12 protein-coding genes are annotated in these 14,988 nt (G+C 36.9%); 11 read left to right on the top strand and 1 reads right to left on the bottom strand.

From position 1 onward, the window contains the following. Positions 1-19: 19 nt before the first annotated feature. A complete protein-coding gene (locus tag M030_RS0112495; protein WP_027373810.1) occupies positions 20-691 on the bottom strand; it encodes a response regulator transcription factor in 672 nt (223 codons plus the stop codon). 204 nt (positions 692-895) lie between these two features. On the opposite strand from M030_RS0112495, the gene tssO reads away from it, so the two are divergent. The 11 genes from tssO (at position 896) to M030_RS0112440 (ending at position 14,987) form a co-directional block, all read left to right on the top strand. Then, a complete protein-coding gene (gene tssO, locus M030_RS0112490) occupies positions 896-1,405 on the top strand; it encodes a type VI secretion system TssO (RefSeq protein WP_227533160.1) in 510 nt (169 codons plus the stop codon). 21 nt (positions 1,406-1,426) lie between these two features. Beyond that, on the top strand, positions 1,427-1,951 hold the full coding sequence (locus tag M030_RS0112485; RefSeq protein ID WP_027373808.1) for a type VI secretion system transmembrane protein TssO: 525 nt from the start codon (positions 1,427-1,429) through the stop codon (positions 1,949-1,951). A gap of 51 nt (positions 1,952-2,002) precedes the next feature. Continuing rightward, positions 2,003-2,914 (top strand): PKD domain-containing protein, encoded by a 912-nt coding sequence (locus M030_RS0112480; RefSeq protein WP_027373807.1) that lies wholly within the window; start codon positions 2,003-2,005, stop codon positions 2,912-2,914. A gap of 47 nt (positions 2,915-2,961) precedes the next feature. Then, the gene (gene tssR / locus M030_RS0112475; protein ID WP_027373806.1) at positions 2,962-5,367 is read left to right on the top strand and encodes a type VI secretion system protein TssR domain-containing protein; all 2,406 of its coding nucleotides are present in this window, start codon (positions 2,962-2,964) and stop codon (positions 5,365-5,367) included. Positions 5,368-5,824: 457 nt separating this feature from the next. Further along, the gene (tssD, locus tag M030_RS0112470) at positions 5,825-6,232 is read left to right on the top strand and encodes a type VI secretion system tube protein TssD (RefSeq protein WP_027373805.1); all 408 of its coding nucleotides are present in this window, start codon (positions 5,825-5,827) and stop codon (positions 6,230-6,232) included. Positions 6,233-6,437: 205 nt separating this feature from the next. After that, entirely contained in the window at positions 6,438-7,109 is a 672-nt protein-coding gene (locus M030_RS0112465) for a hypothetical protein (RefSeq protein ID WP_027373804.1), read from the top strand. Positions 7,110-7,379: 270 nt separating this feature from the next. Continuing rightward, a complete protein-coding gene (locus tag M030_RS0112460) occupies positions 7,380-9,875 on the top strand; it encodes an ATP-dependent Clp protease ATP-binding subunit (RefSeq protein WP_027373803.1) in 2,496 nt (831 codons plus the stop codon). A 67-nt stretch (positions 9,876-9,942) separates the two neighbouring features. Continuing rightward, positions 9,943-10,809, top strand: coding sequence for a lytic transglycosylase domain-containing protein (locus tag M030_RS0112455; protein WP_027373802.1), 867 nt, complete (start codon positions 9,943-9,945; stop codon positions 10,807-10,809). Positions 10,810-11,284: 475 nt separating this feature from the next. Further along, entirely contained in the window at positions 11,285-11,698 is a 414-nt protein-coding gene (gene tssD, locus M030_RS0112450; protein ID WP_027373801.1) for a type VI secretion system tube protein TssD, read from the top strand. A 205-nt stretch (positions 11,699-11,903) separates the two neighbouring features. Further along, on the top strand, positions 11,904-14,096 hold the full coding sequence (locus tag M030_RS0112445; protein WP_027373800.1) for a phage baseplate assembly protein V: 2,193 nt from the start codon (positions 11,904-11,906) through the stop codon (positions 14,094-14,096). Between the two features lie 36 nt (positions 14,097-14,132). Further along, positions 14,133-14,987 (top strand): hypothetical protein, encoded by an 855-nt coding sequence (locus M030_RS0112440; RefSeq protein WP_027373799.1) that lies wholly within the window; start codon positions 14,133-14,135, stop codon positions 14,985-14,987. Position 14,988: the final 1 nt, after the last annotated feature.

Below are 14,988 nucleotides of genomic sequence, written 5' to 3'. Positions count from 1 at the left end.
AAACCTGTTATTGGTCTTTTTACATGCTGGAATTATAGTATCCGTTCTCTACACAAAAACGAATCAGGTGAAGCTTCGTTTTCAGTCCCAGTTTTTCTGTAAGCCTGTTGATATAAGTATCAATTGTTCTTGCACTCAGATTGAGCTTTTCCGCTATTTCTTTATTACTGAAGCCTTCATAGCAGAATCTCATCAGCTGTATCTCGGCAGGTGAAAGCTCTTCCTGGCCTTTCTTCTGTCTGTCCATATATTCCTGTACAGCCAGAGGTTGTTGTTCCCATTCTTTAGAATACGCCTTGTAGTCGAATTCTTCCGAAGCAATACTTCCTTTGATAATATCCTTGATAATATTACTTTTTTTCTGGCAATAATATATATTAGGAATCTTTGAAAGAATTTCAGCCATGTCTTCCTGGTAAGTGCCGGAATAAGTGATAATGGGAGTTTCCGTATTGTTTTTTCTGATGTATTTGATGGCTTCAATTCCACTCAATACCGGCATGAAAAGTTCTATAATGAACACATCTTCCTGTCTTCTATAGATTCTGTTGACAAGCTCGTGCCCATTATTACAATCATTCAGAAGCATATAGAAAGGGTTTTCCATAAGTGTTTTGATCATTATTTTTTTAAAATAAAAATCGCTGTCAGCAATAGAAAAACGCACGGTATTAGATAATATTTTACTCATTTTTAATATCGATTTGGCTAATGATATTCAAAATTCAGAGGCCTAATTTATGAAAAACTTATCAAAGAGAAAATTAATATTAATTTAATTAGTGTTTTCACGAATGACAGCATAGGGAAAATACGGGTTGTGCATAAAATTTTTTTTTTATATTTTCACAGGCCAAACAAATCGCAAATTATGTCTTCGAATAGGGAAAAAAAATTGAACAAATCAGATGTCAGAACGGGCATCTGGAAGTTTATTCTGTCGTTTGTTGCTTTGTCGGTTGTCTCGTTTGCCTGTTTATATCTTTTCTTTAAAAGTTATGATATACAACGGGAAGGAATCAGCAGAGAAGCCGAAGCCTATAAGGAACTTATGGGCCGCAGTGATGTGCTCAGGGAGCATGTGGATAATATTTATGAACGTATGACTCAACTTGATGCCAATAAAGTGGAGAATGAGGTATTTCTGAGAACTAATATTATGGATAACGTAGGAGATGCTAAAAATATTATGGGAAAAGACAGTACCGGAAATTTTAAGCATTACGCCATGCTTATGAAACAGATCGGTCCTATGATTGCCTTAAAAACAAAAATCAGTGGAGTAGAGTACAAAAAGAAAACAGTTCTTAGGGATCTGGACGAGTGTATGGGAAAGATCAACAGAGCGAATAACCAGCTCAGAAAAGATCCGACCAGAAACTTTACCGGAGGCAGAAGAAGATAAAAGTAAATAAAAAACCAAGATATGCAAGGACAAATCACATTATCTAAAAAAGAAAGGCATTATCAGTTTTTATATTTAATACTGATGCTTTTAACTGCCATGATTTTTTTGGGAGTTATCTTTTTGAAAGGATTTGAATCCCCGTTTTCTGATGAAGATATAAGAGGTATTCAAAACCTTGAACAAAAAGCAGAATTTGAACAACATCAGAAAATTATTCTGCCCATCATGGATAGTACCTATACCATGATCACCAAACTTACCGATGAAACCCCACAGCCCTTTGTGGAAAATAATATTTTTAACAATATCAACGATCTGAACGGGTATTTCAAAAACAATGAAATTGCTGATATCAGAAAAGATGCTTATCCCCAGATTGCAAGATTCTATAAAATGTATTTTGATGACAAAAAGGTAATCTCAACAACTACTGAGGACATTAAAAAATTTGAAAAACAGGTTGAAGAATGCAGAATAGGCTTTAAAGATAAACAAAACAAGCTTTATGATCGTGAAAATGCATTGAAAGCACGGACACAGTAAATGAGGAATGAAAACAGGAACTATATATAAAACACATCACAATTATTAACTATGAATTATTTTCAAAAGAACAAAAAGAACATTATTATTGGTGTTATCGCTACCTTGCTCATTGCAGCGCTCGTTGCATTGTGGCTACAGAAAAAGGTGATTCACTCAGCTGATGATATTGTAGGAGTGGTTTATCCGTCTTCATTGTCGGTAGGAGATACCCTCTTGTTTGAGGATAAAACCCAGTTTGCCAAAACCAAAAGATGGAACTTTGGTGACGGTACAACTTCTGACAAAAACAGTGGTATCCACTTTTATAATAAACCGGGATACTACCAGGTAAGTCTGATCGTCGACAACAAGTACACGAAATCTTTCCCGGTCATGGTAAATGCCAGAAGTTTTCAGAAGAAAACAGATACGGCTAAAATCACTACAACCATCGAAGCTCCTGCTCAGGCAATGCAAAATGAAAACGTACAGTTTAGGGCAGTTTCTGAAGCCAAACAGTTCAACTGGAAATTTGGAGAGACAGGAAATACAGATGCCAAAGAAAAATTTGCCATTTATTCTTATAAAAAGCCCGGAGACTATGTCGTTACTTTATATACTGAAGAAACCCAGGATCCTATTTATCACCGTATCAAAATCCTTCCTGCCTATAATTCCTTAGAAGAAGAAGAGGTATCGGTAGAAGATTCTTATGCAAAAGTGGATAACGACTTTAAATACCATCTGCAGCAGATTGCCAACGGAAACAGTTTCAACATGCATTACAATTACTTACTGAAAACGTATCTGTGTAATAATGAAAACACAGTAGTAAAAGTAAATGAAAGTAAAGTAAACAACTTCTACATGTACTGTGCAGGTCTTCAGTTTGATAAAAATACTGTGATTCAGACCGTAAAAGTAAATCTTGATGATTTACAGAACTGTGTAACAAAGGTAGACATAAACCAAAGCAAATAATACCGTCCATCGATTTGGATGCGCCAATCATAAAAAGATAAAATAGGATGAAAAATAAATTTCCTCTAGCAGCATATTATATAGGATTATCAGTGTTATTGACGAGTTGCCAGGTCAAACTTCCGTCAAAAAAGACTCCTGAACCATCTCAATATGGCCAGGTTGATGCCTCGCCCGTGGTCAACGGTTTTCCTAAAAAATCCGTTCCATGGATCGTTATTTCAGACAGATCAAGAAATACCGCCTTTTTAGATAAAAATGACGAAAAGTCTTATAAAGAAGTGAAGTTCCTGGAACCTTTGATGGTTCTGAAACACAGAGACGGGATGGTAAAGGTTGCGGAATACGTACCCGATGCTTTAATGAAAAAGGTTTCTTCAAAATCTATTAAAACATATGGATGGATTCCTGAATCTGATCTTCTTCTGTGGAACAATTCATTAAAAAGCGAGAATACAGGGTATCCTGTGAGAGTTGCCGTAGTACCGAATAATAGTGAAGTAATCAGAAGCGCTGAACGATATTATAAAAACGACTCAATCATGGTGTTTAATTCACCGAGTCTTATCGAAGAAGCAAATGTTAAGATCCCTAACGGGCAGATGGTCTACGTTTATAAACAGGCTGAAAATAATAAAAGATTTTTAGTAGGTAAAAAGCCTTCTGTTGATATTGACAGTATCGGAAAAAGCCTTTATGGCTGGGTAAGTTCCAATGTGATTTCCGCATGGGGAGAACGTTCGGCGATCAAACTTAAAAATCCTACAGGAATCACAGAAAGTGAGCTGGGAATCCATGAAGGATATCCTGGCGGATCAGCATCTGATGCAGTCAATAAAACAGCTATTCTTCTTACGGATGTTAACAAAAGAACGCCTTTGGAGAACATTTATCCGGTTAATCTTCCGTTAGAACAGGCCCCGACTCCGGACAGAAAAACAAAATATTTTACCAATATCCTGGATTATAGTAAGAATTTTGTTTTCAATGTCTTAGGTGAAGAGATCTATTTTGACCGTTACAGAGAAATCACAGAGAAAGATAAGAATATTAATATAGTTTTTGCATTGGATATAAGTGCTCAGAATGCTCCTTATGCTCCTATTGTAAAATCATTGCTGCAGGACCTTCAGCTTAGGTTCGAGAAACCTTCTTACTTCAGTAATGTTAAATATGGGGTTGTTTTATACAAAAATAATCCTTGCGGAAATAATGTTTCCATTTCCAACCTAAGTGCAGATTACAGTAAAATAACATCATTTATTGATCAGAAATCCAATGAAATGAATTGTGCCAGCAATAACGGCTATCAGCCGGTAGGGGAGGCGCTTTCTGCAGCAGGAAATCTTCTTTCCAATGTTCCTGATGAAACCAATATTGTAGTGACGGTAGGAACCTCTGCAAGTCAGAGTGGTAATATGTACAGCGTGATCAGCTCTCTTACTCAGGCTCAGGCAAGGTTGATTATGTTCCAGACTAATGCAAGATCTTCAGATAATTATAACGATTTTGTATTGATGGCTGAAAATGTAGTGACCAATACCGCTAAAAATATTGCTGAACTTAAAAAGCAAAAGATCATTAACCAATATGATGTTCTTACTAAAAACAACTTTAGCTTAATAGAAGGTGATGAAGGATTCTTCTCTTTGGATTATCCTAAACAAAGTATGTCTCAGGGATTTGTGATCTTCCCTAAAAAAGGAGATGTAGCAACACCGGGATTCCTGAAAAAGTCTGTCGACAGCCTTATTGCTCAGGTTACTTTAGATAATCAGAATATTGATAAATCACTTAATAAATATTTCCATTCTTCTGTAGGGGCGGGAAGAACAGATGTAGATTTAAAATATAAATATCTGTTCCCGGGACTTACCAACCCTGTTTCTGCAGGAATTGCCGCTCAGCTGATCAATTATGGAAGCCCATTCCTTGTTAAAGGATATATTCCTAAAGAATTGAAAGATTTTCCACCGGCAACGGAAAAAGGAATTCTTATCTCCGAAACGGAATATGATAACCTAAAAGCATTCTATACAGAAGTATATAGAAATACCAATGCGGATAAACCTGATTTTAACCAGTCAAGAGCTATTAAAGAATATGTGAAACTGCTTAAAAAATACAACCCTACCATCAAGTTCCTGGATAAAGGAGAGCTTTATGAGCAGCCTATGGCTTATGCGGTAGGTATGAGTACAGGGTTTGACCTTTCAGAAGAAGAGCTGATGGCCAAGTATAAACTTAAAGGCTGGAGAAAATCTAAGATTGTTGCCAGCGAGACCGTAAGAAACTACTTCCGTCATTACAAAGACCTGTCAGACAGGATGCTTGCCAACAGAAATAATCCTGCCGTAAAAATACAGCAAAACGGACAGACATTCTACTGGCTTAATGAATATTTTACGCCAACAAGGCTTCCAACCGAACAACCGGAATATACAAAGCATTAAGTCTTTAGTTGTATAATATCAAAAAGCAGGGGTGATCACACTTCTGCTTTTTTATTGTCCCCAGCAAATATAAAAGCTGTTGAACAATACGTTGAAATCTCATTTTTGATTTTCCAACCTCATTATAAACCCTATCTTTCATTTTCAACTCTCCAACTTTCCATTCTCCATTTTCAATTTTCAGCTTTCAATTTTCCACTTTTCTCCTGTTTTTATTCCCGTTCATGTGGAAAATAACTCCTTCGACCGCTGTTTTTGAGTTAAGCCAAATGCTTTAATAGTGAGGCTTAAGAAATAGTAGTAATTCTAAAGTCGTAGAATTACGACAAGAAATCGTAGAATTACGACAATTTTTCAGATTTACGGCAGAAAGTTTTTTTTAGAAAAAAAGACGGTATATATTTGCTACACAATCACCACATCACAAAATATTACTAACGATTAAAATTTACACATTATGGCAGAAAGAAATTCAAGAGGAATCTTAAAATTCAATAATGGGGAAGGGCAGAAACTGTTAAAAATGAACTACAGTGTATCAAGATCTACAGACGTTTCAGGACGTGTAGCATCAGACCCTTCTAACGCATTAATCAAGGTGACAGTAGAAGCTACTGAAAAATCAGACATCCTTGAAAGCCTACTGAACGGAAAATATAAGCCTACTGTAGGTGAAATCACTTTCAACAAATCTCACGAAGAAGGTACATTGATTACTTTGAACTGGCAAAACGGATATGTTATCCAACACCAGGTGGAGTTTGATGCTGTAGACAGCAACAGTATGCTGATCAGCTTTGTAGTAAGTGCTGAAACAATTGACTACGGTACTTCTCAATACAACGGACTTTGGCCGTCAAGCTAAAATTGATACCCATTATCAACAATTCATACGAAGACTGTCCTTTATCAGACAGTCTTTTTTTGGCCTGCTGAAATACAGTCAATACTAATTTTAGTAACAGTAGACCAATAGATGCCAACGAAAAGAGAATCTTGAATTATTTATTTTTATACTATATTGCCAAAAAAACGAAAACCATTCAACCCGATTAAACAAAAAACTATTAATGACCAATATTACTACTCATTTAAAGTATTTCTCAAGGCTATCTGCCACATTCATTGTTAATGTACTTAAGATATATGGACTTGGAGTTCTTTCAACGGTCATCACTTTGGTGCTAGGAATTTATATCCTGTCAGAACACTTAGGCCCTTCATTGGGTCATACGGGCGTATTGGCATTTTTAATAACAACGGTTAAAGCTAAACCGGTATCAGCAAGTATATTCTATCTGCTGATGGTTGTTGCTCCTTTTCTTACCATTGTTTTTGCCTCCAAATATGCAATGTCTGTTGTGATCAGCAGATTGCTTCAGGACCATTCAAAAACCATCGTAGTTCCTTTTATAGATAAGGTGATAGGAACCTTTAAAGCCAGACAGCCGTCCGTTATCCGGAACAGTGCAGATTTTGCCATTGCAAAAATCAAGTTGCTGAATGAGTTTAAAAACAGTTCAGAAAACAAAATACTCACACGTATCTTAGGCTACGCCCTCAATAAAATAAAGTTTGACGAATTAAATCTTGGAGCAGATCATGAAGACTTTTCGGAAATCATTAAGAACCAGCTGATCGAAAAACTGAATGAGCTGGCAGAGCCTTCAGGCCTGATATTTTACCTGTATATTGGCTTACAGTGGCTTAGTCTCGCTTTGCTCTATTTTCTGAATATGTAGAATGCATTTCCTGTAAATTAGTATGGACAATAGTGATTAGCTAAAATTTACAGAATCAGGAATGCATGTGAAAATGAAAAAAGCCAGTCGGTACTTAGCCCAATAAAGAATTAACTATCTTTATCTTATTTAGAATAAAATAATTAATTTTAGAGACCCAAAAAGCAACTTTTAAATCCTCTGAGGATAAAACAGTATAGATAACATCAAATAATCTGAAATAAAGGTAAGACAGAACGCACAAATATATTAATATAAGAAAAATTATAAATGGGAGTACTAGTAACCAACGAAACAGTAAAGCAGCTATTTCATATTGCTCAGTCGATAGCGAAGGAAAACTACAACGCTACTTACGGCGGACCACATATTTTACAGGCTTTAATGCATAAAGATATCGGTCTTAATGAATTTTTAAAAAGCATAGATAAAGATCCCGGCTATTTCTATGAATGGGCGGATGTCCGTATTGAAGAATATGCTAAAACAGCTCATCTTCCTGACGAAGTAAGCCAGGATGAAGCCATAGATACTTTGATAGAAGAAGCAGACGATATCAGATTAAAATTAGGACTGGATGAGATCACACCAATCTGTATCCTGACCGCAATAGTAAAACCTCAGATCGTATTTTCACTGCAGCAGCTGAAATCTCTTCCCTTAAGAGAACACGAAATTTTCAATTTATATAGAAAAGACAGTCCGTTTGCTGTTTCAGAAGACAATGACTTTTCCTCTTTATTTTCCAATGGATCGGATTTTACAGATTCTTCTTTTCCGTCCATTAAAAGCTATTGCGTAGACAGAACTGCACAGGCAAGAAAGGGAGATCTTGAAAATATTATCGGAAGGGATAAAGAACTCAGGATGCTCGTGGAAATCCTTTGCCGCAGAAGCAAGCCGAATGTCATTATTATCGGTGAACCAGGAGTAGGAAAGACCGCGTTGGTAGAAGGCTTTGCTATTGAAATTACAAAAGGAAATGTTCCTGATATGCTGAAAAATGGTACCCTTTTGGAGCTGGACACCGGAGCATTACTGGCAGGAACTTCATATAAAGGAGAAATTGAAGATCGTCTGAAAAAGGTCATCAATGAATGTAAGAAAATTGAAAAAGCGATACTCTTCATTGATGAAATTCATACTCTTTTAGACCCTAAAGGAAGTATCGGAAATGTAGCCAATCTTTTGAAACCGGAGCTCGCAAGAGGAGAAATTACCGTCATTGGAGCTACTACCCAGGAAGAATACAGAAAAATTATAGAACCGGAACAGGCTTTCAACCGTCGTTTTGAGGTGCTCACGGTGAACGAGCCGGATGAAAAGACCTGTGTGAAAATGATTGATGTACTTCTTGAAGGGTATAAAAAACACCACGGCATCGAAGTTGAAAAAACAGCCCTGCCGGAATGTGTACGTCTGGCAAAAAGATATGCAAAAGGTAAAAAATTGCCGGATGCAGCTATTGACCTGTTAGACAGAACAATGGCAGCCATCAAAATGCTTGATGAACTTTCTGAAAAGGAACTTGATAGCTGGAAAGAAAGCTATGATGCCATCTTAAAGGAAGAGTATGCCGACAATAAAGATAAAGCAGACGAATTGATCTGGACATACAACCTGTTAAGAGACAAAATAAGCCCTATTTTATGGGGTTCACTCAGTGAGCAACCTGCTATCGACAATTCCATGCCGGTTGACCAGATTCAGAAGATTATTGAAGATACCTATGCAGAGCTTTTACAACATGCTGCCAAGAAAAGAGAAAAAGTAGATCGCCTTGAGCTGGCTGCTGTAATGGCCGCCAAAACCAATATTCCGATCGGAAAAATTCAGGCCCAGGAAAAAGAAAAACTCCTGAATATGGAATCTTTACTTTTAAACAGGGTTGTAGGCCAGGATCACGCCTTAAAAATTCTTTCCGATGCCATCGTGGAGAACCGTAGCGGACTGAACAAACCTGGGCAGCCTATCGGGTCATTCTTCCTGCTGGGACCTACGGGAACCGGTAAAACTGAGCTGGCAAAATCAATGGCTGAATTACTTTTCAATGATGAAAAGGCAATGGTGCGTTTTGATATGTCGGAATTTAAAGAAGAACATTCGGCCGCATTATTGTATGGTGCGCCTCCGGGATATGTAGGATACGAAGAAGGAGGAATGCTGGTCAACAAAATAAGACAGCAGCCTTATACCGTTGTTTTATTTGATGAGATTGAAAAAGCTCACCACTCTGTTTTTGATGTATTCCTTCAGATCATGGATGAAGGTAAAGTACATGATAAATTAGGAAAAGAAGGAGACTTCAGTAATGCCCTGATTTTATTTACGTCCAACATCGGAAGTGAAGAAATTGTAAAACAGTTTGAAGAAGGTAAAATACCGGAATCATCTTCCCTGATGCAGATCATGTCTAATTCCGGAAGATTCAGACCCGAGTTTTTAGCAAGAATTACAGAGATTATTCCTTTTGCCCCAATCACAGAATCTATTGCAGAAAGAATCTTTAATATTCAGTTAAAATCCCTTCATACCTCACTGACAAGATTAGGAATCGCCTTAAAGATCAGTGATGAGGCAGTGAAAAACCTGGCGTTGGGCGGATTCAGCAGTAAATACGGTGCAAGGCAAATTTCCGGAGTGATCCGTGCCCAGCTGGCAAGACCTATTTCTAAAATGATTGTCAGAGAAGAAGTGAAATCCGGACAAACAATCCACGTAGATTGGAATAAGGAAGAGGAAAAACTAAGCTGGAAGGTAGATTAAACTAAAAGTAAAAAGCAAAAGGGCACAATGTATATAGCAGCCCTTTTGCTTGATAAATAATTGTAAAATGAAAACTATTATCAGAAATATCTTTACAGGTGTAATGCTGTTGGGAACTGTAGTTTTGGTGAACGGACAGTTTCTCGCAGCTTCTGATACCTCAGAAAGCAGCGTGAAAAGATATCAGGGAATCATCAATTCCAATAAAGATCTTGTTGAATTTATTGAGCAGCTGCTTCTTCAGAAGGGGCTTCCAAAGCATTTAAGAAACCTTGCCCTGATTGAATCTCACTTTAATAAAAATATTACCTCAGGAGCGGGTGCTGTAGGGATATGGCAGCTGATGACTGCACATGCCAACCAATACGGACTTACGGAGCAAAATCGTACCGATGTTTATAAAAGCACGAAAACAGCGGTTGTCTCATTAGCAAACCTTTATAAAAAATATAACAACTGGGTAACTGTAGTTGCTGCATACAACTGTGGAGAAGGTAATATTGCAAAAGCAATGCAGGCCGCCGGATCCTCACAATATCATGAGTTCTCGCAATATCTTCCGGCAGAAACAATTAATCACGTGAAGAAATACTTAAATGCTTGCTATGCCACAGGAGAACTGCAGAGTGTTTTAAACAATTACAACTCTTCAAGAATTAATAAGGTTTTCTTTGAAGACGGCAACAGGAAAATGACCGCCGCTGCGCTTTCGAAAACAGAAATCAATGCCGGTTTTAACCTTAATATTGTGGCAGATGAACTCAAAGTAGGAGTTGATGAAATTCTGGCCTGGAATCCGGGAATTGTAGAAGAACTCCAGAGAAAAGGAGAAAGTCCTTTTTATCTTCCCACTGATCTTATGCCGGACTTCCTTTTGAGAAAAAATAAAATACTGACGAAATCTATAAAAGCAGGAGCAGGTCTACAACAGTAGATGGAAACTGAAAATATAAATCGTCAAGAATAGATGATAATGATAGCTAACGGTAGATCCTGTTAGCTATTTTTTATGAAAAGAAGCAGAATTGCTATTCTTCACGGGAAAATATCAGATCAAAGCATAGTCAACAAAACAAAGCCGTCGTATTTTTTCCCATTATATCGTTACTTTTCTGACCATTTCGATACGTTAAAAAATACTAAAATTGTATTAAAATATCTTAATATCTCTCGTTGGTGTGGAAAATAACTCTTTTTGTTTAAAATATTATTTGTATTTAAGTATTTGTTTGTCAGTTGTTTAAATGTTATTTTTAAATCAAATGTCGTAGAATTACGACAAGAAGTCGTAGAACTACTACAATTTTTCAGATTTAGGTTTAAAAGTTTTTTTAAGAAAAGAAGAGCTTCTATATTTGCTAGACAATCACCGAATCACAAAATATTATTAACGATTAAAATTTACAATCATGGCAGAAAGAAATTCAAGAGGAATCTTAAAATTCAACGGAGGAGAAGGGCAGAAACTGTTAAAAATGAAATACAGCGTATCCAGATCTACAGACGTTTCAGGACGTGTAGCATCAGATCCTTCTAATGCATTAATCAAAGTTACCGTAGAAGCTACTGAAAAATCAGATATCCTTGAAAGCTTATTAAACGGTAAGTACAAGCCAACAAAAGGAGAAATCGTATTCAACAAATCCCACGAAGAAGGAACATTGATCACCTTGAACTGGGAAAACGGATACGTAATTCAACACGAAGTAGACTTTGACGCAATAGATAGCAACAGCATGCTGATCAGCTTTGTGATCAGTGCTGAAACAATTGATTACGGAAGCTCCCAATATATGGGATTATGGCCTTCAGCAGGTAAATAAGCCTATTCATCATCTTAGTAAAAATAAAATTGGTACAGAACAGTGCACTCTTCAGAGTATGCTGTTCTGTTTTTCCCATTTAACAGAATATCAGCCTCCCAAGTAATTTTTCCAGAGAGAAAATGACCGTGGCAGTTAGTAATTCATAATCCTATATCTTTTATGCTGTAATCAGCAGTTTATTTAACTTTAAATACAAGACATTATGTTTCAGGATGACAAAACAACTAAAGTAGATACCCCGAAAAAAGAGATAAAAAAAGGCACTGACCAGTTGAAAGATACTGTACAGGAAAATGTTGCCAAAAAAGCAGAGGGAAAATTGACTACAACGGGCGAAAAAGTTAAGAAAGTAGCAAAAGTAGGACAGCAAAGCTTAAGTGCTGCACAGGGAGCAGATATGTTTATGAACCAAACATTTGTTCCCAACGATCCTTCTATTGTCGACAATAAAGTTTGGGCAAAGCAACCCACTTCAAAAATACACAATGTTGAAGCTATTGCTGAAAGCGTTATTGCGGGTATTAATCGTGTAGTGAAGCTGGATGTAATTATTGAAGGAAAAATTATCAAACATTTTAAGCATTTCAGACTGACTCAAAGCGCTGCTAAGCACCATCAATTTAGTTTGACACTGGCACATGATACCTTAGGAAATGCAGAAAACCATAATCTAGGAGAAGCCCAGAGTTTTCTTGGGAAAAGAATTACCGTAGTTTTTAAATATAAAGATATTGAAAAAGGTGCCGAACGCAACTTTGTAGGTGTTGTTACAGAGGTCGGTTTCAGCCAGGAAAAGGGAAGCCTGGGAAATATTGTTCTTAAAGGATATAGCCCAACGGTGCTTCTGGATGCCGCTCCCCATATTCAGAGTTTTGGAGGTGCCCAACCGGTGAGTCTCAACAGTATTGCAGATCAGGTAATACGCGAAGGACTGGGCCAGAGTAAATTCGATTTCAGAATTGATGCTCAACACGGAAATATTTCCTACAGCTCCCAATATGAAGAAACTCACTATAATTATCTTGCCAGAATGGCTGAAGCTTATGGTGAACAGTTTTATTATGATGGTGAAGTACTGCATTTTGGTAAACTTCCACCACAGGAAAAACCAATTAAACTTACCTACGGAAGCAGTGTGAGTGATATTGCGGTTAAAATGAAGGCTCAACATGTCAATCCTACATTTTATGGCTACAACAGCAGTAAAAATGAAAAATTGACAACAGGAAATTCAAAAATCAATCATGCATCGGACATTGCAAGACGTGCTTACGAAATATCAGAAAAAACCTTTACCACCCCTTCTCTAAGGGTTGCTCCCATAAAAGCCACTTCTTTTATGGATATTGATGCGTCCCAGAAAGGAACGGCAGGAAGTAAAGCTTCAGAAGTATTCGTTACTTCCGGAACCACTACTGTCCCTTTTCTCTATCCGGGATGTACCGCAGATATCGAAATGCGGAAAACGGGAAGTAATGAAACTTCTTATTTTACAAAACTGATGATCATCGAAGTGACTCATGAGGTAGATGGGAGAGGATATTATGATGGTAGATTTGAAGCCATTGCAGCAGATACAGGATTTATTCCACGTCCGGAATTTGAGGTTCCAAGGGCTGAAGCTCAGTTTGCCAAAGTAATTTCCAATACAGATCCTTTGAACCAAGGAAGAGTAAAAATACAATTTGATTGGCAAAACGGTCCTGATTCTTCAGAATTTATCCGTGTCATGACCCCGGATGCGGGAAGCAGTGATAAAGTCAATAAAAATAGAGGCTTTATGGCTATTCCTGAGGTTGGAGATCAGGTTATTGTAAATTTCGTACATCAGCATCCGGATCGTCCTTTTGTTATGGGAGGAATGTTCCATGGAGGAATTGGAGCCGGAGGAGGAGCCGATAATAATATAAAAAGTTTAAGCAGCAGAAGCGGAAATAAATTAGAATTAAATGATGGTGAAGGTTCCGTATTTCTAACAGATCAGGGAGGTGCCAATATGAAATTCGATGGTGCAGGGAATGCTCATACCAATGCTAATAACAATAAAATAGTAAATGTCGGAAACCATAATACCGTAAATGCAGGAAGTAGCAGTGCTATCAATGTAGGTGGAAAAGAAGGAGAACCGGCAAATTCTTATTTAAAAATGGATGCTTCCGGAAATATCTGTTTAGAAGGAAAAACAAAGATTGAACTGAAAGTCGGAAAAAATACGATTACCATAACCCAGACAGGTATTACCATTTCTGCGGCAGACGGTATGCTGGATATGAATTCATTACAAAATGCATTGCTGGTTACCCAGGATAACCTGAGCATTCATAGTAAATCCCTGACATCCATTAATTCGGGCGGAGACATGACTATTACCGGTAGTACTGTAGATATCAATTAATAAAGGATCAGTATAATTTTAAAAGAAGATTAGAATATGGCTTTTGAACTTGATCACGAAGAAAAAGACGATTTATCAGGATTTAAATACGCATGGTATAAAAATGCTGAATATCTTATCAATATTAAATCGTATCTTACTTTAGGAAGTGGGAAAGCCAATCAAACGGAAATAGAACAAAGCTGGAATGTTTTGCCCGGAGAATACAATCATATTACGATCGACTCTTCTCCTCAAAGATATATCCAGTCTGACGGGCAGATGCGGGCCTTTTATGAAATCCTTGAAGAAATAAACAAGGCAACCAATGTATTGCAGCTATCATTGGATACCGATAAAAGTATCCTTGAAGTCACTAATAAAGACGAAATTTCAGGTAAATGGAATGAAATAAAAAGAGATTTACATTTTTTTGAATTGGTGAAAGAAAGCTATGAAGCCTTTATTCACCTTTATGATAAGGAGTTTAATAATATAGATCAAAATATTAAGCTGAATTTATTATACCAGATTATGTTTTATCCCTTACCTGTATTCAGAGGCGGAGGTTTTATTGATCAAATGCCGGTAAGAAATACTTTGTCGACACTTTTTCCGGGAGAAAAAATAAGTTATGATTCTCAGTACAGGATTTCTAAAAAAGAGAATGGAGGATATCTTGTAAAGCTGGAAGCGAAGAATAAAGGTGATCATTCACATTTTAAAAGTATATATCAGGATCAATATCAGAAGACACTTGGTGGCTCCTTAGCCTATAAATATTTTCTTGAAGGAGAGTATATGTATAATGAAGACTCCGTATTGTCAGAGATAATGTTTCACGTAAAAGAGGAGCTTAATGAAAACATGCTTTATGTCTGCAGGTACCATATAAGACTCAATAAACAATAAC

The organism is Chryseobacterium sp. UNC8MFCol (genome assembly GCF_000482305.1).
Lineage (GTDB): Bacteria > Bacteroidota > Bacteroidia > Flavobacteriales > Weeksellaceae > Chryseobacterium > Chryseobacterium indologenes.
This window is presented reverse-complemented; position numbering and strand designations above follow the sequence as displayed.